The organism is Staphylococcus sp. 2S1 (assembly GCF_046721335.1).
In the GTDB taxonomy this organism is placed as follows: domain Bacteria; phylum Bacillota; class Bacilli; order Staphylococcales; family Staphylococcaceae; genus Staphylococcus; species Staphylococcus equorum_A.
Genome location: NZ_JBEUUJ010000003.1, coordinates 980165 through 1006354, shown reverse-complemented (window position 1 = coordinate 1006354; position 26190 = coordinate 980165). Strand labels below are relative to the sequence as shown.

At 32.7% G+C, this 26190-nt stretch carries 26 protein-coding genes, 5 pseudogenes and 1 riboswitch; of the genes and pseudogenes, 14 read left to right on the top strand and 17 right to left on the bottom strand.

The annotated features are described in order from the left end of the window. Nucleotides 1-112 precede the first annotated feature (112 nt). Nucleotides 113-931, bottom strand: a complete 819-nt coding sequence (locus ABLV90_RS05345) for an anti-sigma factor (protein ID WP_069816727.1) — start codon at nucleotides 929-931, stop codon at nucleotides 113-115. Continuing rightward, a complete protein-coding gene (locus tag ABLV90_RS05340; RefSeq protein ID WP_069816724.1) occupies nucleotides 921-1490 on the bottom strand; it encodes an RNA polymerase sigma factor in 570 nt (189 codons plus the stop codon). The genes ABLV90_RS05345 and ABLV90_RS05340 overlap by 11 nt, the downstream gene beginning before the upstream one ends. Before the next feature lie 339 nt (nucleotides 1491-1829). Here ABLV90_RS05340 and ABLV90_RS05335 point away from each other — a divergent pair, with 339 nt between their 5' ends. Then, nucleotides 1830-2078 (top strand): hypothetical protein, encoded by a 249-nt coding sequence (locus ABLV90_RS05335; RefSeq protein WP_069832198.1) that lies wholly within the window; start codon nucleotides 1830-1832, stop codon nucleotides 2076-2078. Between the two features lie 363 nt (nucleotides 2079-2441). Here the strand turns inward: ABLV90_RS05335 and ABLV90_RS05330 are convergent, their stop codons facing one another. Next, on the bottom strand, nucleotides 2442-3284 hold the full coding sequence (locus ABLV90_RS05330; RefSeq protein WP_460872298.1) for a LysR family transcriptional regulator: 843 nt from the start codon (nucleotides 3282-3284) through the stop codon (nucleotides 2442-2444). A 172-nt stretch (nucleotides 3285-3456) separates the two neighbouring features. On the opposite strand from ABLV90_RS05330, the gene ABLV90_RS05325 reads away from it, so the two are divergent. After that, nucleotides 3457-4620, top strand: coding sequence for an MFS transporter (locus tag ABLV90_RS05325; RefSeq protein ID WP_427708317.1), 1164 nt, complete (start codon nucleotides 3457-3459; stop codon nucleotides 4618-4620). A gap of 117 nt (nucleotides 4621-4737) precedes the next feature. Here ABLV90_RS05325 and cspD read toward each other — a convergent pair whose 3' ends face one another. From cspD to ABLV90_RS05300, 5 genes are all read right to left on the bottom strand, one after another. Next, a complete protein-coding gene (cspD, locus tag ABLV90_RS05320; protein WP_460872297.1) occupies nucleotides 4738-4938 on the bottom strand; it encodes a cold-shock protein CspD in 201 nt (66 codons plus the stop codon). A 368-nt stretch (nucleotides 4939-5306) separates the two neighbouring features. After that, nucleotides 5307-5465: a hypothetical protein gene (locus ABLV90_RS05315; protein WP_176721514.1), complete on the bottom strand. Its 159-nt coding sequence runs from the start codon at nucleotides 5463-5465 to the stop codon at nucleotides 5307-5309. Nucleotides 5466-5534: 69 nt separating this feature from the next. Continuing rightward, nucleotides 5535-5918 carry a phosphate-starvation-inducible PsiE family protein gene (locus tag ABLV90_RS05310; RefSeq protein WP_256092389.1) on the bottom strand — a complete coding sequence of 128 codons (384 nt, stop codon included), beginning with the start codon at nucleotides 5916-5918 and terminating at the stop codon, nucleotides 5535-5537. Nucleotides 5919-6050: 132 nt separating this feature from the next. After that, nucleotides 6051-6251 (bottom strand): hypothetical protein, encoded by a 201-nt coding sequence (locus tag ABLV90_RS05305; protein WP_069816713.1) that lies wholly within the window; start codon nucleotides 6249-6251, stop codon nucleotides 6051-6053. A gap of 34 nt (nucleotides 6252-6285) precedes the next feature. Continuing rightward, the gene (locus ABLV90_RS05300; RefSeq protein WP_069816711.1) at nucleotides 6286-6480 is read right to left on the bottom strand and encodes a hypothetical protein; all 195 of its coding nucleotides are present in this window, start codon (nucleotides 6478-6480) and stop codon (nucleotides 6286-6288) included. Nucleotides 6481-6626: 146 nt separating this feature from the next. Between ABLV90_RS05300 and ABLV90_RS05295 the strand changes: the two genes are divergently transcribed. The 5 genes and pseudogenes from ABLV90_RS05295 to ABLV90_RS05275 all read left to right on the top strand — a co-directional run. Further along, a complete protein-coding gene (locus tag ABLV90_RS05295; RefSeq protein ID WP_069816709.1) occupies nucleotides 6627-6965 on the top strand; it encodes a hypothetical protein in 339 nt (112 codons plus the stop codon). Nucleotides 6966-7007: 42 nt separating this feature from the next. Further along, nucleotides 7008-7178, top strand: coding sequence for a hypothetical protein (locus tag ABLV90_RS05290; RefSeq protein WP_176723017.1), 171 nt, complete (start codon nucleotides 7008-7010; stop codon nucleotides 7176-7178). Between the two features lie 55 nt (nucleotides 7179-7233). Next, a complete protein-coding gene (locus ABLV90_RS05285; RefSeq protein WP_256092387.1) occupies nucleotides 7234-7392 on the top strand; it encodes a hypothetical protein in 159 nt (52 codons plus the stop codon). Nucleotides 7393-7664: 272 nt separating this feature from the next. After that, on the top strand, nucleotides 7665-7811 hold the full coding sequence (locus ABLV90_RS05280; protein ID WP_176723016.1) for a hypothetical protein: 147 nt from the start codon (nucleotides 7665-7667) through the stop codon (nucleotides 7809-7811). 98 nt (nucleotides 7812-7909) lie between these two features. Continuing rightward, nucleotides 7910-8117: pseudogene (locus ABLV90_RS05275) on the top strand (hypothetical protein); the annotation flags it as partial. 297 nt (nucleotides 8118-8414) lie between these two features. On the opposite strand, the gene ABLV90_RS05270 reads toward ABLV90_RS05275, so the two are convergent. The 7 genes and pseudogenes from ABLV90_RS05270 to xpt form a co-directional block, all read right to left on the bottom strand. Continuing rightward, nucleotides 8415-9047, bottom strand: a complete 633-nt coding sequence (locus ABLV90_RS05270; RefSeq protein WP_069816704.1) for an ATP-binding cassette domain-containing protein — start codon at nucleotides 9045-9047, stop codon at nucleotides 8415-8417. Then, nucleotides 9044-10717, bottom strand: a complete 1674-nt coding sequence (locus tag ABLV90_RS05265; RefSeq protein ID WP_460872296.1) for a DUF1430 domain-containing protein — start codon at nucleotides 10715-10717, stop codon at nucleotides 9044-9046. Before ABLV90_RS05265 ends, ABLV90_RS05270 begins: the two co-directional genes overlap by 4 nt. After that, complete coding sequence (locus ABLV90_RS05260; protein ID WP_460872295.1) at nucleotides 10692-11081, bottom strand: hypothetical protein; 390 nt, start codon at nucleotides 11079-11081, stop codon at nucleotides 10692-10694. Before ABLV90_RS05260 ends, ABLV90_RS05265 begins: the two co-directional genes overlap by 26 nt. 461 nt (nucleotides 11082-11542) lie before the next feature. After that, the gene (gene guaA / locus ABLV90_RS05255; protein ID WP_069816699.1) at nucleotides 11543-13084 is read right to left on the bottom strand and encodes a glutamine-hydrolyzing GMP synthase; all 1542 of its coding nucleotides are present in this window, start codon (nucleotides 13082-13084) and stop codon (nucleotides 11543-11545) included. A gap of 21 nt (nucleotides 13085-13105) precedes the next feature. Then, nucleotides 13106-14574, bottom strand: a pseudogene (gene guaB, locus ABLV90_RS05250) (IMP dehydrogenase). Between the two features lie 35 nt (nucleotides 14575-14609). Then, nucleotides 14610-15878: a xanthine permease PbuX gene (pbuX, locus tag ABLV90_RS05245; protein ID WP_460872294.1), complete on the bottom strand. Its 1269-nt coding sequence runs from the start codon at nucleotides 15876-15878 to the stop codon at nucleotides 14610-14612. After that, nucleotides 15875-16456 carry a xanthine phosphoribosyltransferase gene (gene xpt, locus ABLV90_RS05240; protein WP_460872293.1) on the bottom strand — a complete coding sequence of 194 codons (582 nt, stop codon included), beginning with the start codon at nucleotides 16454-16456 and terminating at the stop codon, nucleotides 15875-15877. Before xpt ends, pbuX begins: the two co-directional genes overlap by 4 nt. Nucleotides 16457-16706: 250 nt before the next feature. Continuing rightward, a riboswitch (purine riboswitch) is annotated at nucleotides 16707-16809 on the bottom strand. A 227-nt stretch (nucleotides 16810-17036) separates the two neighbouring features. Between xpt and ABLV90_RS05235 the strand changes: the two genes are divergently transcribed. The 5 genes and pseudogenes from ABLV90_RS05235 (at nucleotide 17037) to ABLV90_RS05215 (ending at nucleotide 21188) form a co-directional block, all read left to right on the top strand. After that, a complete protein-coding gene (locus tag ABLV90_RS05235; protein ID WP_460872292.1) occupies nucleotides 17037-17450 on the top strand; it encodes a general stress protein in 414 nt (137 codons plus the stop codon). A 246-nt stretch (nucleotides 17451-17696) separates the two neighbouring features. Continuing rightward, nucleotides 17697-18359, top strand: a complete 663-nt coding sequence (locus ABLV90_RS05230; protein WP_069816690.1) for a hypothetical protein — start codon at nucleotides 17697-17699, stop codon at nucleotides 18357-18359. Between the two features lie 125 nt (nucleotides 18360-18484). Continuing rightward, nucleotides 18485-18957: pseudogene (locus ABLV90_RS05225) on the top strand (hypothetical protein); the annotation flags it as partial. Between the two features lie 348 nt (nucleotides 18958-19305). Next, nucleotides 19306-19533, top strand: coding sequence for a hypothetical protein (locus ABLV90_RS05220; protein ID WP_460872291.1), 228 nt, complete (start codon nucleotides 19306-19308; stop codon nucleotides 19531-19533). A 276-nt stretch (nucleotides 19534-19809) separates the two neighbouring features. Next, a pseudogene (locus ABLV90_RS05215) lies at nucleotides 19810-21188 on the top strand (L-cystine transporter). Nucleotides 21189-21309: 121 nt separating this feature from the next. On the opposite strand, the gene ABLV90_RS05210 reads toward ABLV90_RS05215, so the two are convergent. Together ABLV90_RS05210 and nfsA are read right to left on the bottom strand one after the other, a co-directional pair. Continuing rightward, nucleotides 21310-21885, bottom strand: a complete 576-nt coding sequence (locus tag ABLV90_RS05210; protein WP_069816782.1) for a hypothetical protein — start codon at nucleotides 21883-21885, stop codon at nucleotides 21310-21312. 75 nt (nucleotides 21886-21960) lie between these two features. Beyond that, nucleotides 21961-22716 carry an oxygen-insensitive NADPH nitroreductase gene (gene nfsA / locus ABLV90_RS05205; RefSeq protein ID WP_460872290.1) on the bottom strand — a complete coding sequence of 252 codons (756 nt, stop codon included), beginning with the start codon at nucleotides 22714-22716 and terminating at the stop codon, nucleotides 21961-21963. A 166-nt stretch (nucleotides 22717-22882) separates the two neighbouring features. Here nfsA and ABLV90_RS05200 point away from each other — a divergent pair. Both ABLV90_RS05200 and ABLV90_RS05195 read left to right on the top strand, forming a co-directional pair. Continuing rightward, nucleotides 22883-23663, top strand: a pseudogene (locus ABLV90_RS05200) (2-keto-4-pentenoate hydratase). 338 nt (nucleotides 23664-24001) lie between these two features. Next, nucleotides 24002-25993 (top strand): catalase, encoded by a 1992-nt coding sequence (locus tag ABLV90_RS05195; RefSeq protein ID WP_460872289.1) that lies wholly within the window; start codon nucleotides 24002-24004, stop codon nucleotides 25991-25993. The last annotated feature ends 197 nt before the right edge of the window (nucleotides 25994-26190 follow it).

Here is a 26190-nt window from a genome sequence, read left to right as displayed (position 1 = left end):
ACTTAAATATGCATATTAAAAAAGTAATTATAAAGTATACGTATAAACCAAAGAAAAGGATCACATTAATTTGTGATCCTTTCAAAATCATTTTTTCTAAATTAAAACCTAGTTAAATTTCATTACTAGACATAATCATTTGTCCTTTAGGTTGCTTATTATTAGGTGATGGTTCTAGTGTAATTGCTATTTTATCTTCTTTATCAACATCTACATTACTTAAGTCAAAAACAACCATACCTTTATCATTCGCACTCGCAAACGTGCCTGCAGGGTGTGCTTGCTCGCCTTTTAATATCCACACTTGATAAACTTCATTACCTTTTGTTGCTTCAATATCATTGGCTTCAACCATTAATTTTCTATCTTTTGTACTACTAGAGTCAGACAGATAGGCTTGCCCTTGCACTTCGTCCCCAGACATGGACTTTAAGTTTATTGCTTTCGCATCATTCGTATTAATCATAGAAGCTGATTGGTTTTGAGATGCCTTATATCCAAAGTATTGCACGCCATTACCTATAATAGATAAGAACAATAGCGCTACTATAACGCCTATCGATACACGCTTGGTAATAACACTTTTAGATTTTTTCTTTTTGTGTTTTGAAAAATGCGCTATTTGTTGATTTTCATGATTATTATTTGCACTTGTTGTATCAAGTTCATCTTCTTGTTGTTCTTTTTCTGCTTCTTCGTTTGAATTGTTTTCTTCATCTAGCACTGACGTTAAAATTCTTTTCTTCATACCTGTTGGCGGTTCAATTTCTTTATTACTATAAGGAAGTGAATCGTGAAGAACGTTTAGGTCTTCTAAAGTCTCATGGCTTTCAGATGACAAATCTAATTCTTGTTCAACTTGCTCTTTTTCACTTTCGCTCAGATTGTCATTGAAATAATCATATAGTTTATCAACTTTATTATCTTTCATTTTCTCCACGCTCCCTTCTTAAATGTTTTTTGGAATAATCGTTCAAATGCTTAATTGACAGCCTCATTCTACTCTTAACAGTGCCCAGTGGAGTTTGTAGTTTATCAGCAATTTCTTGCTGACTCAAACCTTTATAATAAAACAAATAAATAATCTTTTGTTGGTCTTTATTTAAAAGTGAAATCATTTTTTTAATTTCTTCAGACACTTCCTTATCCAATAAGTCATATTCTGGTAGATGATCATTTTGTATTCCTTGAAAATCCTCATCAAACTCATTTTCAATATGTTTATTCTTTCTTAACATATCAATAGATTTATTACGGCATAACGTAATAAGCCAAGTCGACATTTTCCCTTTATTTGGTTTGAATATAGCTTTTTGATTCCAAATTTTCATGAAAACATCTTGCAAAACTTCTTCACTAGATTGAACATCTTTTGTGATTTTATAAGCCAAATTAAATAACAATGACTCATATCGATCATATAGGATTTCTAAACTCTCGCTGTCCTTTTTATCGATTATTGATCTATAAAGATCATTTTCATCTATCATGCCGTCCCCTCCTTAGTTTAAATTCAGTATCTAGAAATACCTATCCTATATGTATATTTACATATGTATTCAATAAACATACGAAAGTTATTCGTTAAAAGTTTAACTTTCAAGAATCTTTTTATAATATCGCTAAATAATTAGAGTTATTTCCTTTTCCCCTTTTATTTTTAACCTATTATTCACATTACCACTAATAGCTCAAGCATTTCATTACAAAAGTGGTTGTACACTTGTTAGTTAACTGACAAGTGTAATAATACTATAAGCCTTCGTACTAGATTGTCTATAAATAGGTGTTACACTGGACGTAAATCATAACCTACTGGAGGGATTTTGATGAGTATCATTCTTACACTAATCGTAGGTGCTATTGTAGGCATCAGTTTATCGCTTTGGTTAACGAGTAACTCAATTCCCACTGTCATTGTCAGTCTGATTTCAGGTGTGTTAGGCGCATTTATAGGCACATCTTTATTAATAGCACCAAGTATGTATTTCTTAATCACAGCATTTATAGGCGCATTTACGCTTACATTGCTTGTTCTATTCATCATCAATACAAGCATCGATGTTGTAAGAAACTAAGTTAAGTTCTAACTACAAGTCGATATTAAACTGCAAAAAACATTCCTTGTAATATGAATTTTTAAAAGGAATGTTTACATATAACTCATCTTAAGTTATTCATGATAGTAAGTGCTTTTCAGTTTTTGAAATGACTTATAGCTTCAAATAGCAAACTAGTGTATCTTGTTTTAATCATTTTTCGAAACATGCTTACCATCACAGTAGCCCTCTATATTATAATGAGTGATCAAGTTGAAAAATGTGTATATGATGTATATCAATTACTTCATTTTAAAAAATTCCACACTTTTTATTTTCCTCTTTCAAAATCATATTCACTATATATGCGTCAATTAAACGAAAAATAATTTGGTTCAAATCCTAATATGTTACTGACAAATTTCCGTCGCTTTTTCTAAAAAAAGTTGTGTCTGCCTTAGAAAAAGTATGGTCTTTGCGCCATACCATATTATGTTTTGCTATTAATTTCGGTTTTAGAGGTACAAAGCTAAGTTTGTTTTCAATAGAAGTATTGATAATACTATCCAAAGTGATGACATACCCTATGCCAGATTTGACCATTAATCCAGCGTTATATGCTAAATTGAAAGTACCTACAATATTCAGTGCTTCAAAACTACTACCAAACCAATCTGCAAATTCATTTTTAGAAATCGTTGTATCTAAAACTTGTCTGGAACAAATTAACGGTTGCGTTAATAAATCCTCCTTAGTTACAAAATTTTGCTGTGCTAAGGTACTATCACTTTTAGCTACCACCCCCCAATGATCTGAAGACGGTAAATTTAATGCTTTATACTTATTTAAGTTTGTTGGTTGAATAAATACCCCAAAATCCAACAATCCTTTATCTAACCGACTCTCAATATCTTCTGCATTACCACTATATATATGAAAATGAATATCAGGATACATTGATTGAATATTTTTAAAAACATTAGCTATTACTTGCATTCCTTTAGTTTCACCACAACCTATATAGACATTACCTTCAATGTTTTTATCAATAAATTTAAATTCTTCTTGTATTTGTTGAGACATTTCTAATAATTCTTCAGCTCTCTTTTTTAGTAACAGCCCTTCATCTGTAATATAGATACTGTGGTTGCTTCTTTTAAAAAGTTTGACACCTAGTTCACTTTCCAAATCTTTAATTTGTCTAGATAAAGTTGGTTGTGTAATGTGCAATGTGTTAGCGAGCACGTGTTATACTCTCTTCTTTTGCAATCGTGACAAAATAATATAGGGTTTTTAATTCCATTACATTTCTCCTCATTATGCATTTTAAGCATATCTAATAATTACAATTAAGTATTTGTTATAACTACTTATACCCTTTACACTTTTATTATAAAAGTTTTGTAGGAGGTACATAGTGAAAAACAATAAATTAATTATACTCATTTTAACTATTGGTGTTTTTGGTATCTTAAATACTGAGATGGGTTTCATAGGATTAATACCTCAAATTGCTGAACGTTTTGGTGTTAGCACTTCAACTGCAGGTTGGCTCGTCTCCATTTTTGCTATTGGCATAGCAATATCAGGTCCAATTATGCCTTTATTATTATCTAAATTGGAAAGAAAAAAAGTAATGATTATTGTGCTTTTAATTTTTATTATCAGTAATATCATTTCAGTATTCACTACAAGTTTTACTATTTTATTAATTGCTAGAGTAATTCCAGCCATTTTCCACCCAGTATATATCGCCTTAGCTTTTTCAGTCGCGTCTGATTCGGTCAATTCTAAAGATGCACCTAAGGCTGTAGCTCGCGTATTTATTGGTGTTTCTGCGGGCATGGTTGTAGGTGTACCTATCGTTAATTTCTTAGCAACTCAATTCAACTTGTCTATCGCTTTATCATTTTTTGCACTGGTTAATATAATCGTTTTGATTTTAACATTAATCTTTATACCTAAAATGCCAACAAAAAAATCTGTGACTTACGGCACACAACTTAGTGTATTAAAACGTCCTTTAACATGGATGTCCATCATCATTTCTATACTATTTAATGCCGCTATATTTGGTGTTTACAGTTACTTAACCGATTACTTAAATATTGTGACAGAAGCGCCTAGTCACTATGTATCCATAATTTTATTCCTATATGGTGTATCCAACATTTTAGGAAATATTATTGCGGGAAAACTATTAACTTCTATTCCACAAACAGCAATTTTTCTACTACCGTTTGCGTTAATTATTATATATATATCAATGTTTGGCTTAGGCTCTTTCCTTATCCCAATGGCTATCATTTCAATATTTTGGGGTACATTAGCTGGAATTTCTGCAAATATCACACAATACGTAATTACTTCATCTGCTCCTGATGCACCAGATCTTTCCAATGGTATATTTTTATCAGCTGTAAATTCAGGAACCACGATTGGTACATTTATTGGTGGTATATTTATCACTACACTAGGATCTAATTATGTCATTATGGTTGGTATCTTAGCCTGTGTCATTAATATCTTGTTTATCTTAATTAGAAATAAAAGTTTTAAAAAACAAGATAATATTTCATAATAAAATCCCTTAATCTATCTAGATTAAGGGATTTTATGTTGATACTTTCATTATTCATTTTGAAATTTAAATTTAGCCATAAAAAAAAGACGAGTTATACTCGTCTTTTAGCCGTTATTATAATTTAACAACGTTAGTCGCTTGAGGACCGCGGTCGCCTTCAACGATTTCGAATTCAACAGCTTGGCCTTCTTCTAATGATTTGTAGCCTTCTTGAGTGATTGCTGAGAAGTGTACGAATACGTCGTTTCCACCTTCAACCTCGATGAAACCAAAACCTTTTTCTGCATTAAACCATTTAACTGTACCGTTATTCATATTAAATTCCTCCATGTGCTTTTGCACTAATATTTGTAATCTGTCTTAAAAAATCAAAAGGAGTAAATTCAAAAGAATAAAACTACAAATCAATTTCACGAACTAAATTACTTAATACCTATTATAACGAGTTATACTCATTTTGTACACCCCTATTTCTAATTTAATTTTAATTTTTAATCTTTGATACGAATATATTGTGTTGCTCGACTCATTTTATTTTCAATTAAACCTGCGTACACTATGCCTCTCATTAATATGATCACTCATCACATCGCTGTTTAGAAAATAGATTCACTACAAAAAACAATGAAGACACGCTATTAAGTGTGCTCCATTGTTTCAAATGACTCTATTTTCAGACTTTATTATACTCTTTTACGTAATTGGTCCATTATTTTACTAACATATTTTGAATAATCTTTTCCAGTTTTCTTTTTAAGTTTATCACTTATTTTATACAAGCCTTGCTCTAATTTACCGTTTTTTACATATTTACTTAACGTACTTTTTACCTTCTTTATCAATTATAAAACTCCCTTTTGGCATTCTAAATGCATATTAGTATTTCAGTCACAAAATCTGCGTCGTAATTTTTAATCTAATGAATAGCGTTTCAATAAGTGTAAACAAAATATTAATACACCAATTGTCACTGCAAGAAGCAATGTTTCAATTGCATTATAATGCTCTACAATAATAAATCGAATCACTGCCGTAATTCCTACGTAAATAAAAAATTGTAATGAGAAATGATAATTCTTTCTGAAATATTGTATGATTAACAGTATGAATTCGATATGCATGAAAGCAATCAACATTTTCTCTACGACATAATTATACTTCACCGTTTTATTTTCTATAAAGGTATAAATCATACCCCAACATTCTTGAAATAAAAATACGACTAATATAACTCCTAATATTGCAATACAGAGGTTTAAACAAAAATAAAGTGCTTTAGTGAAATAATCTATCACTTTGTTCAATATTAATAAATCTCCTTAACTTGAGAATGTCCTCATACAAACACTTGTATGAGGACGTCTATTTTAACATTTATATCTTAAAATACATCATATAAAACCTTATAAATAAAATTTATAATTCGGCTAAGCAACTATAAATGTACCCACTAACAATATTACCGAAATAATCATTGTCCAACTCAATATTGGTGCTACTTTATCAATCATTTTTTTATATTCTTTATCTGGCGCATTATTTTTCTTTAAATGCCAGCACTTTGTTAATAAATACAATGCTTCTAGCAAATTAACGAACAAAACTATAATTAAGATTGTGATAATCATAGATATATCTCCCTTTTTATAATTATATGTAAGCTTAATTATTGTGTTTTTTTCTTATGTTCATAGCTTTATAAACGAGGTAACCTGCATTTAGAATGGTGATTATTACTAATATAATTAATAATGGCATACTTAATGAAGATGAACCAAAAGCTATGATTAATACAAGAAAGATATTTATAATACTAGAAATCATAAAACCCGTGTCTAGATTCTCTTCTTTCTTCATCAATACATCTCCTTGGTGTTTAATTCTTTTAACAATACACTAACATAAAATTTTTTTGTCATGTATATTTTATTGATAATATATTTAAAAGCAATACAAAATGGATTATACTTATATTGTTGATTAATTAATAAGGAGATCCTATTTTGAAATTACTTTTATTCTTCATTGCTATTTTGATATTTTCATCAATTTGGACTGTGATAACAGGCAAGTATTTACCAAGTGAAGTTGTGGATAATAACAAGAATAATAGCCGATATGACAAAAGACAAAAGAAAATATTCATTGAAATTTTAGCTAGAACTTGCGTTTGGCTAGTTTATATTTTAGTACTCATACTTATATTTCGACTTTTTGGTTTTTGGGATACCAAAGGCAGCCTTTTCATGAACTATCCTGAAATTATATTTTTAGCTGCAACTTTTATATTAATTGTCGTAAATTATTTAGGTGTTAGGAAAAAATACTCTACTGGCGAGTAATAAAATAAGAATACATAAAATAAAAAAAGGATTGATACAATTATGAAATTCATAAATTTTACTGCAATGACAGAAAAAGGATTAAATAAAAAGGTGAATGAATTTTTAACAGAAAATCCATATATTGAGATTATTAAATTCGATTATCAAATAGGTTATAGCGGCTTTGGCGTCGGCATACTTTATAGTAAAACGAAAGTTTCTAATTTATAAAAATTATCAGAAATTAAAATGAGCAATGCATTGTATATACAGGACAATTAACATTTTGATTATCCTATCCATATTAGATTTCACGAATATAGGTGAATCAACAGCTTTAATCGTATTAGCAATTGTCTTTGTTTGTAATACGATATTATTACTAAGCGCTAACAGTAAACATGTTAAGAAAGATGGCACTACTATAGAAAATTATGAGAAATAATACTACCAATTACACAGGAGGAATTTCATGAAATATAGCGATTCTCAATCAAATACTAAGGATGTTAGGACGATATTTTTAAAACCTTTTCCGGTACCTTTAATTTTCATTGTATTTGCAATATACACCATAATAACTAAAGATAATACAGCTTATATAGTTACATCTATAATCGCATTAATATTTTTCACATCATTGTTAACGTTAGATATTAATGCCTACATGAATTATAAAAAACAAAACAAGCAGAATAAACAAAATGGAAGATATGTATGAATTTTGGTAAATATAAATATGATTATAACTATTTACTCATGTCTACACCACTTTTAGTAGTATCACTATTTGTACCATCAGTATTTGTTGCCTTTTTCATATGTATATTTTGTGGATTTGAGAAAAAGAGTAGGAGTGATTAATGATGGTATTTTCGTTGATGAAGACAAACCGGGTACTATGATTAATACAAGAAAAACATTTATAAAACATAACGGTAACCACTTCATTAATTTACAAGGAAATTGAAACTGACTCTTATAAAAATTTACCTCACAAAGAACGAGGTTGGTTTGAATGGATAGTAGGAGCACATTGTGGAAGTGGTGGTGCTAGAGGCTGTTGGACTGTTGCTATTACTTTAGGTATTACCCTTTGGCATGGCAACAATATGTGGCTTAATTACTTCATTAGGGTGTATAGGCGCGACAAACTATATTTGTAGATGAAAGAAATGAGGTTTTACTATGGCGATGTTTATCATAATATTCCTATTTGTATACTCTATAGTCATAACGTTAATGTATTTTAAAAATCAAAAATAAATCAAAACACTTTTACTTTAAAAGGGCGACTCTAATAACAGTCGCCCTTTTGTTGCTTTTGGAATTATCTAAATCAGGCAATCCCTTTTTTCTTTAATGCTAAATATGCACCAAAACAAGCGAGAACTATGCCCACAATTAGTTTTAAACTGATTTATGTCTCTCGCTTAATAGTGATCAAATTACTCAAGCACGCTTCGATTAGCATGATGTTGATAAGTCTAAATTTATGATTTTATTTCCAACACCAAAATAATTGCTATCATGTGTCGCCATTATTATAGTTATGCCTTGCTTATTTAACGCTTTAAATATATTTATTACATTATCACTGTTATCTCTATCCAAATTACCTGTAGGTTCGTCCGCAATAATTAATTTCGGTTCTTTTAATATTGCTCTTGCGATAGCAATTCTTTGTTGTTCACCGCCGCTACATGTGTAAATTTTCGTTTTTAAAGATAGATCTTGCAAACCAACTTTTTTCATTACACTTTTTAATTTAGTTATCTCTTTTTTCGAAACATTTAATGGCAAAGTGAGATTTTTAAGGATTGTCTCATTTTCAAGCAGACCATAATTTTGATAAACGTATGATATATCTTTACGCTTATAGATTAATTTCGTTTTTTCATTTTTCACTACAACGCCGTTGTATAATACTTCTCCTGAGTCTGGAGCTTCAAGTAATCCAATAATATTTAATAAGCTTGATTTCCCTTTACCACTTGCTCCTCTAATGATTACAAAGTCTCCTGATTCAATAACGACGCTAAATTTTTCGAAAATTACTTTTCCATCAAAAGATTTATTAATATGATTAAGTTTTATCATTCTTTTTTCCCCTTCAATACTTGATTTATATTTTCTTTATTCAACTTTTTAAATGAATGCATTATCACAGTAGAGTGAACTATAAGTAAAATTATATAAAATAGTATTGCTATTTGATTTAAGCCTTTACTAAGGAATAGGCCTATAAAGAAATTAACCAAGCACAAAAAGAATAAAACCCATTTGTGAATTTCAAAATAACTATAGCCTAAATTTCGTTTAAGAAAAATAACATATTGATACGATTTAAAATAAAGGTTTATAAAAGTGATACTTACTATCATATAAATTAATGCTGTTAATCCCGATAAAAAAGTATATTTATACATTTTTGATTTCAGTTCATTTATAAATTCTATTTTAGAATCGAACACCGAACTTACTGTAGGAATATAGTTATCTAATTTATATTTTTTCAATCCCGATTCTATTGTTTTATATGGATGATCTAACATACTCTTAAACATATAAGATTGAGAAAAATATGGTTCAAAATTTTCTTCATGTGTTTTTCCACTTTCAACTATTGCAATAGGATCTATAATGGTATTTTTTTCTCCTCCTATTTGAGCGTCATAGGTAAAGTAAGAGGAATTATTTTTCGTCCAAATAATATTTACATCTAAACTTTCATTTGCTTCTCCTTTATATTTAAATAAATTTTTTCTGAAAGTGAACTCATCTTTGAAATTGTCTTTAATTTCACTTTCATAGCTTTTATACTTTACTGGAACTATGATATTCTGCGTATTATCTTTATATATCATTTTAGTTAATACATTTTTATTTTCCTGAGTATATTGTGGATGGTCTTTCAAAAATCGTTGGTCTATCGTAATTGTTTTGCCAGTTGGATCGATATTATAATTTTCTATTTCACCACTTACATATAATGGCTCTCCATCAACCTCAAGAAATTTAATAGTATCAATAATAAACCCTTTATTCTCGTTACTGTTATAGTAATTTTTAAACTTCTTATTAACTTCTATATCTAACTTTCTATTTTTCAGCTGACCTCTATCCATAACGTTGGTTTTATAGGTGTTCTCGGCTTGTGTCCAGTGTTCACAAGAAAGTTTTTGTCTTTGATATTCGCTATAATTATTAATTAAACTTTGAGTAGATAGCACTAAAAATACAACTATTACAATTGTTAATAGCATATAGGTGTACATCATAATTAATTTATTACTATGCTTTTTATTTTTAGCAAAATCCTTTCCAAATATATAAGTGATTATTACTATAATTATTAAAGACAGTAATAGTATGATTAAAGTAGTTAATAAAATAATACCTATCACATTTAACAACTGAAAATCTTTATAAATTAATATATACATCAATAGTGTAAGTAATATATTAAGGAGAATATAGTAGAGCATCTGTGTTCTAAATGATTTAATAATAGCCAAGATGATTCTATATCTTACATATCCTAAATCATATAATATTTTATAGTTAATTTTATTATTGTTTAAATAATGATGTAACACTGTCATATATATCAAAATTAAAAGTGAACATAGGGTTAAACTAAATTGGTCTATTTTTAAGTAAACTTCACTACTATTATCCATTTCTTCGATATGACCTACATTTTTTTCTATCAAATTTTTAACTTTTTCAGTATTATTTTTACTACACTGACAAATAATAAGTGCCATTCTCTGATAATTTTGTATCTTCTAGAGCATATATTTTAATATGTAACTTACTATCAAATATCATCATCTTATTATTGGTGTTTGCCATAGCTTTCAATTTTTCATCATTAGTATTTATAACGATTTCATCATTATTTATGTATGTGACTTTTGTAATTTTAGTGTTGTATTTTTTTGACAGTTTATTGAAATACTCTAACGCTTCGTCAGTATACTTTTTCTTTTCTTGAGTGAATAAAAACTCTATTTTCTCATTTCCTTTTGCTACAGTATTATAAAAAGAAAGTGACTTATAAGTGTCGATAATAATAAAATTTAAAGTGAGTGAAATCACTACTGCTAATATTATTAAAATCCTTTTCACAACATCTATCTCCTTATAAAGAAAGCCCACTAAGAATAATAATCTTAGTGGGCTAAACATTATTATTTGTGATCATAATATACTTTATTACCATATAAAGTTTTCACTATTCTGCCATATGAAAAATCCCCCGGTTTTTTCCATTTTAGTCCACCCTTCATTCATAATTTAGGTCGCATTCTAAGTTACACATTTCTCTATATTTAACTTAAATTATACTTATCCCTTAGAAAATATCTACAAATCTTTATGTTTATTTATTTTTTATTGCCTAAGATTAAATTTTCTTTATATTAGATGGAGATAAAAAGAAGTTCAATTAAAAATATGCTACTAATACCTTAAAATTTTTAAGATATTAGTAGCATAGGAATTATTATGAAGAAATATTTCTAGCACTTTATTTAAAATAAAAAACACCCCCTTAAGCCTATGGCCTAAGGGGGCATCATTCTATACTATTATTCCCACTCGATTGTGCTTGGTGGCTTAGATGTAATGTCATAGACGACGCGGTTGACGTGGTCTACTTCGTTTACAATACGACTTGAAATCTTTTGTAAGACTTCCCAGTCAATGCGTGCGAAGTCACTTGTCATGCCATCAATAGAAGTTACAGCACGGATGCCTACTGTGTGATCATACGTGCGGTAGTCTCCCATAACACCTACAGATTGGATGCCTGGTAATACCGTGAAGTATTGCCAAATCTCACGTTCAAGACCTTCTTCACGTACAACTTGTCTTAAAATCGCGTCAGATTCACGTACAATTTCTAGTTTATCTTCTGTGATTTCGCCAAGCACACGAATACCAAGTCCAGGACCTGGGAACGGTTGTCTCCATACTAAATGCTCTGGAATTCCTAATTCGATACCTAATTCACGTACTTCGTCTTTAAACAATGTATTGATTGGTTCGATTAATTGGAAATCCATATCTTCTGGTAATCCACCAACGTTATGGTGTGATTTAATTGTTTGTGCAGTCTTCGTACCTGATTCAATAACATCTGTATACAATGTACCTTGAGCTAGGAAGTCTACGCCTTCTAACTTAGATGATTCGTCATCAAATACATAGATGAATTCATTACCAATGATTTTACGTTTTTGTTCTGGGTCAGATACACCTTTTAGTTTACTCATGAAACGTTCTTGTGCATCCACACGAATAATGTTCATATTGAAACCTTCACCAAATTGTTCCATTACCATGTCGCCTTCACCTTTACGTAAAAGACCATGGTCTACGAAGATACATGTTAATTGGTCACCGATTGCTTTGTGTAGTAATACTGAAACTACTGATGAATCTACCCCACCACTCATTGCAGAAAGGACTTTACGATCGCCAACGAGGTTGCGGATTTTTTCAATTTCAATATCGATAAAGTTTTCCATTGACCATTCGCCTGTACAATCACAGACGCGACGTACAAAGTTACGTAATAAATCGTTACCGAATTCTGTATGACGTACTTCTGGGTGGAATTGCACGCCATAAATGCGGCGTTCTTTATCTTCGATAGCCGCATAACGTGTGCTTGGGCTATCTGCAATGACTTCAAAGCCTTCAGGAATTTCAATTACTTTGTCCGAATGACTCATCCAAACATTTTGTTCTTCTGGTAAACCAAAGAATAATTCATCCGTTTTAGCATTAATAACTGCTTTACCGTATTCGCGTTCATTAGCGCGCTCAACTTTTCCACCTAATAATTTAGTTGTAAGTTGCATACCATAGCAAATACCTAAAATAGGAATACCTAAATTATATATTTCTGGATCAATTGTAAATGAATCTTCTTCGTAAACTGAATTTGGTCCACCAGAAAGGATAATACCTTTAGGGTTCAAACTTTTAATTTCATCCATACTCATTTCATGGTCGTGTAATTCACTGTACACTCCCATTTCACGAATACGACGTGTAATTAATTGGTTGTATTGGCTACCAAAGTCTAAAACAAGTATGAGCTCTTGCTCTTTCGCCATTTCCATAACTTTTAAATCTCCTTTGACTTAGAATGAATAATTTGGTGATTCTTTTGTAATTTGAACATCATGTGGGTGACTTTCTGCTAGTCCGAGCAGGTCCCATACGTGTAAACTGTGCTTCTTCTCTTAGTGCTTCTAAGTTTCTTGAACCAGTATAACCCATACCAGATCTTACGCCACCCATAAGTTGATAAATTGTATCTTGTAATGAACCTTTATAAGCAATACGGCCTTCAATACCTTCTGGAACGAATTTCTTAGGTGTTTTGTCCTCTTGGAAATAACGGTCATTTGAACCACTTTCCATAGCACCTAATGAACCCATGCCTCTGTATACTTTATATTGTCTACCTTGGAATACTTCTGTTGCGCCAGGGCTTTCTTCAGTACCAGCGAGTAAGCTTCCTAACATTACCGCATGTCCACCAACAGACTAATGCTTTGATGATGTCACCAGAGAATTTAATACCGCCATCAGCAATAATTGATTTGCCTTGTCTACGTGCTTCTGTAGCACAATCATAGATAGCTGTAATTTGAGGTACACCAACACCTGCTACAACACGTGTTGTACAAATTGAACCTGGGCCAATACCTACTTTAACTACATCTGCACCTGCATCATATAACGCCTTTGTACCTGCAGTAGTAGCTACGTTACCAGCGATTAATGTTACTTGTGGGAATTGCTCTTTAATATGTGCAACTTGGTCTAATACGCCTTTAGAATGGCCATGCGCTGTGTCTATAACTAACGCATCTACACCAGCTTCAACTAATTTTTTAGCACGGATGTCTGTGTCTTTAGCAATACCAATTGCCGCACCAACTAATAATCTACCGTGTGCATCTTTAGCTGAATATGGGAATTCAAGTACTTTTTCAATATCTTTAATTGTGATTAAACCTTCTAAACGCCCTTCTTTTACTAGAGGTAGTTTTTCGATTTTATGTTTTTGTAATAATTTTTCAGCTTCGTCTAATGTTGTACCAACAGGTGCTGTAACAAGTCCATCTTTAGTCATCACATCAGAGATTTTAATTGAAAAATCTTCAATAAAACGTAAATCACGGTTTGTAATAATACCTACAAATTGTCTATCTTGTTTACTGTTAACAATTGGTACGCCTGAGATACGATATTTACCCATTAATGCTTCCGCTTCAAAAACACTTTCTTCAGGTGTTAAGAAAAATGGATTTGAAATAACACCATTTTCAGAGCGTTTTACTTTTTGAACTTCGTCTGCTTGATCTTCAATGTTCATGTTTTTATGGATTACACCAAGTCCACCTTGTCTAGCCATTGAAATCGCCATTTTCGATTCAGTTACTGTGTCCATACCCGCTGAAATCACAGGAATGTTCAATTTAACGCCTTCTGATAATTGAACACTTAAATCTACTTCTTTCGGTAAAACATCTGATTCTGCTGGTAACAATAACACATCGTCAAAAGTTAAAGATTCTTTTTCAAATTTATTTTCCCACATACTGGTACAGCCTCCTATTATTTGTTTTATAGTTATTATTTCATAACTTCCGTATTTTGTTGACTCTTTATACCATTAAAAAAGAAATTCAAAATAATTGCTGAAATCGCGCCAAGTACAATACCATTTTGAGTTAACCATGCAAACTGTTCACCTAATGCTTCAAATGCTTGAGGTACTGCACTTATACCCGTTCCTAGCCCAACTGATACAGCAATTACTAACAAATTGTTTTGATTCTTAAAATTAATATTACCTAATATACTAACACCATATGCCATAACCATGCCAAACATAGCTATCATGGCACCACCTAATACTGGAAGTGGGATCATATTCGCCAATGCACCTAATTTAGGAATACATCCGCAAATAATCAATAATATAACCATGCCATATATCACATTGTTCTTTTTAGCACCTGATAACGATACTAACCCAACATTTTGAGAATACGCTGTATATGGGAAGGCGTTAAAAATTGACCCTAATATAATCGCAATACCTTCTGCAGTATAGCCTTTACGGAAATCTTTACGTTCTAGTTTCTTACCTGTAATCTCACTTAATGCATGATACACACCTGTTGATTCTATCAAGCTGACTAATGCAACAATGAAAAATACAAGCGTCGCACCTAAGTCAAAGCTGAAAGTTGAAAACCTAAATGGTTGTGGTAACGCAAACCAATGCGCTGTTCCAACTTGCTTCACATCTACAATACCAAATATCGAAGCTAAAATCGTCCCCGCAACCAATCCTATTAAAATAGCAATAGATTTTAGAAAACCTGATGTAAATCGTTGAACTATCAAAATAATAATTAACGTCGTCGCACCAAGCATAATATTCGTAGCATCACCATAATCTTTTGCGTCTTCTCCGCCGCCTAAATAATTCATTGCAACTGGCATTAGGTTAATCCCTATTATCGTAACGACACTACCTGTTACAACAGGTGGGAATAACTTCACTAAATGCGAAAAGAATGGCGCAATAACAACAACTAAGATACCTGATAAAAATAGTGAACCATATAAGTCACCAATACCTTTTGTCTGACCAATCAAAATCATCGGTGCTACTGCAGTGAATGTACACCCCAATACAATAGGTAATCCTGTACCAGTACCTTTCCAAACTTGTAAAAATGTAGCTACACCACACATAAAAATATCTACTGTAACTAAGAATGCAATTTCTTCTGGAGAGAAGTCTAAACTTGTTCCAACGATAATAGGAACTAGGATGGCTCCTGCATACATTGCCAATAAATGTTGTAAGCTTAAGAAAAAGGTCTTCATGCTTCGTCCCCTAGAAACGTTACTTTGTTTCCACTTAAAGAAGCAACTTTACATAGTGATGAAACTGTAAGACCTGCTTGTTCTAATCGCTCTCTTCCGGGTTGGAAGCTTTTCTCTACTACAATGCCAACACCGACCGTAGTTGCATGCGCTTTTTCTACAATTTCGTTTAAACCAAGTGATGCATCGCCGTTCGCTAAAAAGTCATCTATGATTAATACGCGATCATGCTCACCTAAAAATTCATTTGAAACAATGACCGTACTTGTCGTGTTTTTTGTGAATGAATGGATATCTGCTTGATATACATCTTTCTTTAACGTACTCGGCATTGCTTTTTTCGCAAATAGACACGGTACATCAAAGTGCATTGCAGCCATGATAGTCGGTGCAATACCTGAAGCCTCTATTGTTAATATTTTAGTAATACCTTCGTCCTTAAACTGCTCATAAAACGTTTGTCCTACATCGTACATTAACCTTGCATCGATTTGATGATTTAAAAATCCGTCCACTTTCAAAATCTTCTCATCAATAACGACACCATCTGCTTCTACTTTCTGTTTCAACAAATCCACTCGAAAAAACCTCCTCATTTTGTGTACAAAAAAAGTCCTAAACTAACTTAGTTTCAGGATCTATGAGTGAACTTGCAATACGAGAAGAAGCCCTTCTTCAACTTATAACTCATGTTGCCCAAGTTGGTTGTTTCACATTCATTTCCCAAATTATATGTAAAAAGGTTAGATTTGTGACAACAGTAGCGATAAGTGTTCTAAAACGTGTACGTCTTCTTACGATTTAAAACATATGAATTCGAATTACTTATGTATTGTATTGGTTACCCATAGTCATATCGTTAATGGCGACATGGTAGAAACTTCTAAAGCCTTATCCTTTAGATTATATGAGTTAGATAAATTATTAACTGATGATAGCAAATTTTAGCTTTATTTTCAATACACATATTACAAGTAAGCGCTTCACAACGACCTTTTTATTACTTTTTTCTCGAATTTGTAAACGTTTTCTATGGCGATAAAATGATGTTTGTCAGAGTTATCATTCCGTTATATAATAAAGTTGTATTCGTTTTATCTATATGTGAACTGGGTAAATACTTAATAATCATTAAAACAATGGTCGGAGGGATTTTACATGACAGATTTTACAATTGTACAAAATGAAGAAGAATTATTACAAAAAGTTAAAGAAAAAGTTTCTGAAGGATACGATGAATCAGAGCTATCCGTTTTATCTAGAACAAAACTCCATATTGATGAATTACATAATTCCGAAGTGAGTTTAATAGCAACAAGCGGATCATTTAGTGATAAAGTCGCTAAGATTATGACTGGTGAAGACGGTGAAGAAGTTGTCTTATCTCACTATGATATTACAGATGATGAAAAAGAACATTATAAAAAGGAAATACTAAACGATAAATACATTATCGTAGTCGCGAGAGATACCTCTTCACATGAAGAAGTAGAAAAAACAAATGCTGCTTATGAAGATGAATCAGTTGTTGGGCATCATTATGCCGAAGAATCAAACGGCCCAAAATCGTAAAGATGCACTTACTATAATCATTTTGAGTCTGAAACATAATTGCATTTATTAATTTAGAGACTGCACAGTAGTTGACTAGATATTTAGTCAACTTAGTGGGGGCGGGAATACGAAATCAAAATTTGATTTCTGTCCCGCTCTTTTTCAATTACATAATAAGTATTAACAAGATTTAGATTATGTGTTAATAAATTACAAATATAACTATTATGTTATAATGAACGCAATAATTTTGGGGGTGAGTCTATGGAATTTAAAGCCGTAACATCAATTGATGATCCATTGTTCAAATCAGCTTTAAAGATATATGACGAAAAGTTTGATATCGGGTTAACAGAGGACGAACAAATATTTAAACAATCGTTAAAAAACGAACGTACTAAACATGATTATTTATTTTTAGTAGGTATCGAGTCAGAAAAACCAGTGAGTTTAGCTACTGCTCACTATGAAGCAACGACGAACTCAGCTTTTTTAATTTATTTAATAGCCCTCGATCAACCGAACCATGATGAATTAATCAATTTAACACTAAAACGTATGGAAAAAGAAATTAATAAATTATCTAATCAACTCCATGCTCATGATGTTAACTTCATCATGTTGGAAGTGCCAAAAGAACCTGAAGAAGCGTCTGAAGACGAAATAACTATTATGGATAACAGACGTCAGTTTTTATTCGAAAATGGTTTCGAAAGACAATATGACATCGATTATTTAGCACCCAGTCTGAAAGGTTTTTCTGAAGGACGACCTATGGATTTATTTATTAAATCTAATATCGAATTAACTAAAGATATTTATGGACCAAGTATTAAATCAAATTATATATTAAAGTATGTATTTGCTAACAGAATATCTAGAAGTGTTATTTATCCTTTACTCACGGAAATGGATTTGCGCAAATGATAGCAGGCACTACTTGAAATCACTGTTAAAACAGTTTAGACTAACATAGAGGTAAGACTGACGTTTCACTAACCGAAGACAAACGTCCGTATACATAAATCGCTTATATGAAAGGACTTATTACTATGTTAACTAAAGAATTTGCACTACGTGTAGAGCTAAGTGAAAAACAAGTCCGTAAAATCGTTCAACATTTAGAAGAACGCGGGTACCAACTTAGCAAAACCGAATACCGTGGCCGTGAAGCTACAGATTTCAAAGAAGAAGATATTGAGCTTTTCCAAGAAATTGCCGAAAAAGTTAAGCAAACCAATAGCTATGATTTAGCTTTCGAGGAATTAGAAAAAGAAAAAGACTTCCTACAAGTACTTGTTAAAGACAATGACAGTAATCTACCTACTGACCAAAATGTTTCTAAACTTGTGGATGACTTACGTTCTGAAATCCAAAAAATGCGTGACGAACGTCAAATGCTTGGCCAAATGATTAACCAAGTACACCAAGCAACAACACGAATTACATGAAATGCAAAATCAAATCACATCAAAATTAGATGCTAACACGGAATCATTAAAAGCTATCCAAACATCAACGGATGAAATTAAGACAACTCAAAGTGTGATTCAAGATTCTCAAAAAGAACAATCAGAACTTGTGAAATCTAACGTTGAGACAGACAATATTACTGCTTCTACGGGTACAACTGCTGGTAAAGGTGATAATTTGACTGATAATACTACTGAACAAGCTTCATCTGCTACTGCACATCCAGCTAAAGACAGTAAAGTAAGTACGGAAAACACTTCAAACTCAGTTCAAGTCGAAGATAGCGAGATTACACAAGTTGGTGCTCAACCATCTACTGTAGCTAAACCAACAACTGATGATAGCAAAGTTGCTTCAACTTCTTCTACAAGTCAGACAGCTAAAGAAACTGACACAACGGGTGCTCGCAACTACTGCATCATCAGAAGAAAAAGATACAACTTCAGTTGATAAAGCTAAAGATGATTCTATCCAAAAAACACCAGACAATGATCATGCTACAGACCTAGCATCGTCTAGTGAGCAAGAAGCATCTTCAGAGCAAACGCACGCTTATGAATCCCCACTTGCTAAAGAAGAACCAAAAGATGAACGCAAAGGATTTTTTGCTCGTTTATTCAATCTATAAAGAAAATCTAATTTATTTTAACCATCCCAACAATCAAGGGATGGTTTTTTTATATAATTATCCAGTATATCAATCTTCTCTCCTCACCCCTTTCTTCACCCACAAAAACATCTTCATAGCAGTCTCTCACTGCATTTCATTATTGTCAGAATATAAAGTCATTTTCATTTTCAAATTTTCTTGCAAAATAGACTTGAATATTATTAACTTTTCTAATATCCTTAGTATGCTTATCGGAATTAAAAAATTAAATTATGAAAGTGTAGGTCCTGCTTTATGTTATTAACAATTCTTAACATCGTCATTTTTGTGGCCTTCCTCATCGGATTATATGTAATGGCTAAACGACACGTATCATTTCCAAAACGTGTTTTCAGTGCTTTAGGCGTAGGTATCATTTATGGTATTTTCATTCATCTAATTTATGGTGTGGATTCTACGATTACTAAACAAACAACAGACTGGTTTAGTATTGTCGGAGATGGCTATATCTCATTATTACAAATGATAGTAATGCCCTTAATCTTTATTTCAATCGTTTCAGCTTTCACTAAAATTCAAATTGGAGAAAAATTTGCTAAAATAGGCATTTATATTTTCATGTTCTTAATCGGTACAGTAGCTATCGCGGCTATCGTTGGTATTGTCTCTGCCCTTGTTTTTGGCTTAGATGCTTCATCTATCGATTTAGGAAGTGCTGAAAGTTCAAGAGGTGGCGAACTCGCAAGTCAGGCTAAAGACATGACTGCCAATACATTGCCACAGCAAATCTTAGAGTTACTACCAAGTAATCCATTCTTAGATTTCACAGGTCAACGTACAACTTCTACTATTGCAGTCGTTATATTTGCTGCATTTATTGGTTTTGCATTCTTACGTGTAATGCGTAAACAACCTGAAAGTGGAAATATCTTAAAACGTGGTATCGATGCATTGTATAACCTAGTAATGGCGATTGTAACGTTCGTATTACGCTTAACACCTTATGGTATTTTAGCGATTATGACATCAACGATTGCCACAAGTGACTTCGCTGCTATATGGACATTAGGTAAATTTGTGCTCGCATCTTATGCAGCCCTTATCGTAATGTATATCATTCACTTACTTATTGTTACAGGATTAGGTTTAAACCCTGTTACTTTTGTTAAGAAAACGGGTGAAGTATTACTCTTCGCCTTTACGTCTCGTTCAAGTGCAGGTTCATTGCCACTTAACGTACAAACTCAAAAAAATCGTTTAGGTGTACCAGACGGTATCGCTAATTTCTCCGCCTCATTTGGTTTATCTATCGGACAAAATGGTTGTGCGGGTATTTATCCAGCTATGTTAGCTGTCATGGTGGCACCTGCTGCCGGTGTGGAAGTTAACTTACAATTTATATTGGCAGTTATCGGCGTTGTCATTATTAGTTCATTTGGTGTAGCTGGTGTTGGTGGTGGCGCAACGTTTGCTTCAATCATCGTATTGTCTACACTGAACTTACCTGTAGCACTTGCAGGTGTGTTAATTTCTGTAGAACCCTTAATTGATATGGGTCGTACTGCATTGAACGTCAATGACTCTTTACTTGCGGTACAGGTACAGCTAAACTGACAGACAACTTAGATAAAGACGCATATAACTCAGAAGAATATGGTGAAATTACTGGCTAATCAGCCTTTAACCAGAACTATCCCTGCTCATTAATAGTTCTAACTATAATTAAAATTAAATATGTAAAAAACCTTCCCAAACCGTGTGATTTCACGTTGTTTAGGAAGGTTTTTATTTTATCTAGTATTCTGGTTTGAATGGCCCCCAAGTGATTCTTTCTTTACCATCTAGTGGAATTGCATCAATTTCTTTCGACACATCATCAAACCATTTTAAAAAAGCGGGATCTTTTTCCAAATATGCTTCGACACTTTCTTGAGTAACATCATGTAAATACCAAGCTTTACTTTCAAATTCATATTGAATTTGAGCATATGCTAACCTAACTTTGTCTACACTATCGTATAAACAATTCACTTGTTTCACTAAATTCGGTGCTTGAGAAACGATACTACCTGAAATAACCTTTTTATGTGTTTCATTATCCAAGTCATTCCACATTCTGAGTTGACCATCCATTTGAAAAAACAAATCGATTGTCGAATCTTTCTCATCAAAGGTGATTAAAATAAATATGCGCTCAGCTGTATGATCTACTGAATTGATTGCTGTGACAAGTACTTTTTGCGCCATTTTCGCCCAATACTTTTGCGCTTCTTCCGGGGTTAGTTTGCTCTCAGATGAATAAATATATTGATTATTTATGTCACGTCCATCAATTTCATCCGGTTTTTTTCTAAAAAATCTATTAAACATGCTCAACTTAACCAACCCCTTCCTTAATGTAATGAGTTTGTGAAAATGAAACACTTTAGCTATCTTGCTATACTATTATTTTCTAATAAAACCTGCTCTATTCAATTGATCTAACATATCTAATCTTTGTTTTGCGCTCATAAAATTCGCAATTTGATTAGACCATGTTTCACTACGTTCACCGTTTGTACGCGATTTGTAATAATCACTTACGGTTTGATCATATCTTTGTAATGCTTCTTTTTGCTCGTCCTTATCGCTATTATATCTATCACGATGAAAAACATGTTCAAACGGTAAACGCGGTTTCGGGCTACCATCTTCCTCATCTTCAGGTATACCAAGTGCCATACCAAATAGAGGGAAAGTATGCTCGGGTAGGTCTAATACTTCTTTAACTCGTTCAACATCATTTCTTAATGAGCCTAGATAAACAATTCCATAGCCCATATCCTCTGCTGTAGCGACGATATTTTGTGCTACTAACGTTGCATCTATTGTACCAACAAGCAAGCCTTCCGCAGATTCAAATGATGTCTCCATTTGATGCTTGGAATCTTCATTCACTATTGAGTGTCTATAATAATCCATTACAAAAACAAACAAATAGCCATTTTCTACGACATAAGGCTGCCCAGATACTTCTTTTAAATCTTCTTTTATCTCAGGATCTTCTATACCTATAATGGAATAGGTTTGTAAATAACTAGAAGTCGAAGCGCTTTGCCCTGCCTCAACAAGTTGTTTAATATGCTCTTCTGGAATAGGTTCTTTCTTAAAATTTCTTACTGAATGGTGTTTTTTCAATAAGTTGTACACGTGATCAGACATGCTATCGCTCCTCTTTATGAAATATATCCATATCTTACCAAAAGCATATTTTGATTGCTTATATTATGTTTACCCATTTTTCACCTTTCTTAAAAGATTTGAAAGTAATTAAGTTTATGGTTAGTATAATAGTAACAATATTCTGAAAAAGGAGTGCTAATATTTCATGACACAAGCCAATACAACTGTCGCAGATGCATTGTTTGAAGCCTTTAAACAGCACGAACCCATAGATTTTGTTAGTCACACGCACAATATCAGTGAACGAGAAGCATACCAAACACAGGATTTACTTATCGATAAACTTCAAGACGTTGATCAATCCAATATAGCCGGCTATAAAGTAAGTATGACAAGTGCGAGCAACACAAAGTATCGCTAATACTGATGAGCCAGCTTATGGCACAATACTTTCTTCTAAAATTGTAGAAAGCAATGGCTCTGTATCACTTTCAAGTCTATTTTCACCTTTAATTGAACCAGAAATTATGTTTATTCTAACGAAAGATTTATCTTCTAATCCAACAAATGAAGAAGTCCTATCTAGCGTTAAAGTTGCACCAGGTATTGAAATACCCGATGCACGCTACAAAAATTGGTTCCCTAATTTTACTTTAGGTGATTTATTAGCAGACAACACTGCGACAGGATTAATTGTTGTTGGTGAAACAATTGAGCCTCTGTCATATGAAGATTTTGCAAACATCCATATGAAACTATCGTATAACGGAATAGTAGAACATGAAGGCGATTCTACAGAAGTACTTGGCAACCCAATCGAGTCTGTTAAATGGCTTGCACAAAAACTCGCAACGCACGATAAAAAATTACACAAAGGTCATATCATTTCTTCAGGTACCTTTATATCGCCTATCCCAGTAGAATTAGGATCTTATAAAGCGGAATATAGCAATGTAGGACAAGTGGATGTCACATTTGTAGACTAGACTCCCCTTTCCTCATGTCACAGAATGTAGACAAACCAAGTGCTATAAAGGCATTTGGTTTTTTTATAGTATTTTTCTTTCAAAATGGTAGTGCCTGGGTCGACTCCTACAGAAAATGCAGTAGCCGAAGCCCACAGTCTAAGTCTGTGCCAAGGAAAACGTGCACAAAAACTGCCAACAAAGTCGGAGTCTTGTCGACAATCTCTCACATATAATCTTCTCACTATGCATACTATAATTTATAAATCATTTAAAATAATTCATTTAACTCATAGATATGTTTCTCTTTATCGTAACGTGGAAAACACTAACTGTACGTAAAGATAGGGGGTATTTTAATGAGCAATAAAAAGAAAGATCAATTAAATGAAGTAGAAAAAAGCAATGACGATAAAGTAATGACGACTAATAATGGTGTCAAAGTAAGTGAAGATGAAAACACGCTAACTGTTGGTGAACGTGGTCCTAGCTTATTAGAAGATTTCCATTTCAGAGAAAAAATCATGCACTTCGATCATGAACGAATCCCAGAACGTGTTGTACATGCCCGTGGCTTTGGTGCACATGGAGAATTTCAAGTTTATGAAGATTTATCGAAATATACTTCAGCCGACTTTTTAACTCACCCCGAGAAAACAACGCCACTATTCGTTAGATTTTCCACAGTTCAAGGTTCTAAAGGCTCTCCTGATACAGTTAGAGACGTCCGTGGCTTTGCGACAAAATTTTATACAGATGAAGGTATTTTCGATCTAGTAGGTAACGATATACCAGTGTTTTTCATACAAGACGCAATCAAATTCCCAGATTTAATTCACGCAGTTAAACCTGAACCACATAACGAAATGCCTCAAGGTGGTACTGCACATGATACATTTTGGGATTTCTTTGCTCAAAACCCAGAATCTACACATACCGCTGTATGGGCTATGAGTGATCGCGGGATACCTAAAGATTTCAGACAAGTCGAAGGTTTCGGCGTGCATACGTTCCGCCTTGTTAATAGCGAGGGACAGTCTTATTTTGTTAAATTCCATTGGAAACCACTTCAAGGGCTAGAGTCTCTCGTATGGGATGAAGCACAAATTCTACATGGTAAAGACGTTGACTTTCATCGTAAAGACCTTTACGAATCTATCGAAAAAGGCGATTATCCTGAATGGGAATTAGGCCTACAAATTATTCGTCCCGAACAAGAATTTGACTTTGATTTTGATATTTTAGACCCGACAAAAATTTGGCCTGAAGATGACGTTCCAGTACAAAGAGTTGGTAAAATGACGTTAAACCAAAATGTTACGAATGTGTTTGATGAAACAGAACAAGCCGCATTCCATCCAGGTCATATTGTGCCAGGTATCGACTTTTCTAACGACCCATTATTACAAGGACGTTTATTCTCTTATACAGATACACAAATCACGAGATTAGGTGGTCCAAACTTTAATCAAATTCCAATTAACCGTCCTGTGAATGAAGTACACAACAACCAAAGAGAAGGTATGCACCAAACAAGTGTAAACAAGGGACAAGTTGCGTATCATAAAAATGCACTGAATAATAATGACCCTCATACAACGCCAAAAGAAGAAGGTGGTTATGAGCACTATCAAGAAAAAGTTGAAGGCCGCAAGATTCAAAAACGCAGTGAAAGTTTCAAAGATTATTATAGTCAAGCCAAACTTTATTTAAACAGTCTGACTCAGCCTGAATTTGATCATACCGTAGATGGCTTTTCATTTGAAATCGGTATGTGTAAATCGGTTATGGTTAAACAAAATGCTGTTAACCAATTGAACAAGGTTGACCGCACATTAGCCGAACGTGTAGCTAAAAATGTAGGTGTGGAAGTGCCCGCAGAAAATGAAGAAGTCCAATCAGACGCAAAAGATAGTAAACTAACAATGGAAAAATTCGACATCCCATTAGCTGGACATTCTGTAGCTGTTGCAGTAAATGGCGATATTAGTGCTGACACACTAAAATCATACGCTAAAACGTTCACTGAACATAAATTAAACTACGCATTTGTGGGACAACATCCTAAAGATATCTCAGAAGACTACGGTATCACTGAAACATTTGATACTGCTCATCCAACTTTATTTGATAGCTTAATTGTACTTTCAGATGGTAGCGACATACTTCCACCTGTCGAGGAGTTTGCAGAACTCACTTATAAACACAATAAACCATTAATTGTTAGCCAAGCAACTGAGACAAATTTAGCAGATGCCAAATTGAATCTAACAGCACCTGGTGTTTTCGTATCGGATGATCCTAATACAATTGTGCAAGCTTTTGATAGAGCAAGATATTGGGATAGATAAAAAATTCAAAATTATTATTAACTGACTAAGTTATAACTTAGTCAGTTTTTTATTATAATAGAATGAAATGGGTATTATTACATTAAAGAGGTTGTTCATAAATCCCTGTGAACATAAATCAATCTTATACATATTTAATTTTCAAAAACTGATAATGATGATAAATACGCGATTGCAACCTGTCGTTGCGACAGACA

Excerpts from the sequence above, each read along its gene's own strand:
- ABLV90_RS05280 (WP_176723016.1), top strand. The coding sequence starts at position 7,665 with ATGAATTTTGGTAAATATAAATATGATTATAACTATTTACTCATGTCT.
- ABLV90_RS05210 (WP_069816782.1), bottom strand. The coding sequence starts at position 21,885 with ATGTTTAATAGATTTTTTAGAAAAAAACCGGATGAAATTGATGGACGT.
- ABLV90_RS05195 (WP_460872289.1), top strand. The coding sequence starts at position 24,002 with ATGAGCAATAAAAAGAAAGATCAATTAAATGAAGTAGAAAAAAGCAAT.
- guaA (WP_069816699.1), bottom strand. The coding sequence starts at position 13,084 with ATGGAAATGGCGAAAGAGCAAGAGCTCATACTTGTTTTAGACTTTGGT.
- ABLV90_RS05340 (WP_069816724.1), bottom strand. The coding sequence starts at position 1,490 with ATGATAGATGAAAATGATCTTTATAGATCAATAATCGATAAAAAGGAC.
- ABLV90_RS05270 (WP_069816704.1), bottom strand. The coding sequence starts at position 9,047 with ATGATAAAACTTAATCATATTAATAAATCTTTTGATGGAAAAGTAATT.
- cspD (WP_460872297.1), bottom strand. The coding sequence starts at position 4,938 with ATGAATAACGGTACAGTTAAATGGTTTAATGCAGAAAAAGGTTTTGGT.
- nfsA (WP_460872290.1), bottom strand. The coding sequence starts at position 22,716 with ATGTCTGATCACGTGTACAACTTATTGAAAAAACACCATTCAGTAAGA.
- ABLV90_RS05230 (WP_069816690.1), top strand. The coding sequence starts at position 17,697 with ATGGAATTTAAAGCCGTAACATCAATTGATGATCCATTGTTCAAATCA.
- pbuX (WP_460872294.1), bottom strand. The coding sequence starts at position 15,878 with ATGAAGACCTTTTTCTTAAGCTTACAACATTTATTGGCAATGTATGCA.
- ABLV90_RS05235 (WP_460872292.1), top strand. The coding sequence starts at position 17,037 with ATGACAGATTTTACAATTGTACAAAATGAAGAAGAATTATTACAAAAA.
- ABLV90_RS05305 (WP_069816713.1), bottom strand. The coding sequence starts at position 6,251 with ATGATTATCACAATCTTAATTATAGTTTTGTTCGTTAATTTGCTAGAA.
- ABLV90_RS05265 (WP_460872296.1), bottom strand. The coding sequence starts at position 10,717 with ATGGCACTTATTATTTGTCAGTGTAGTAAAAATAATACTGAAAAAGTT.
- ABLV90_RS05335 (WP_069832198.1), top strand. The coding sequence starts at position 1,830 with ATGAGTATCATTCTTACACTAATCGTAGGTGCTATTGTAGGCATCAGT.
- ABLV90_RS05290 (WP_176723017.1), top strand. The coding sequence starts at position 7,008 with ATGAAATTCATAAATTTTACTGCAATGACAGAAAAAGGATTAAATAAA.
- ABLV90_RS05300 (WP_069816711.1), bottom strand. The coding sequence starts at position 6,480 with ATGAAGAAAGAAGAGAATCTAGACACGGGTTTTATGATTTCTAGTATT.
- ABLV90_RS05345 (WP_069816727.1), bottom strand. The coding sequence starts at position 931 with ATGAAAGATAATAAAGTTGATAAACTATATGATTATTTCAATGACAAT.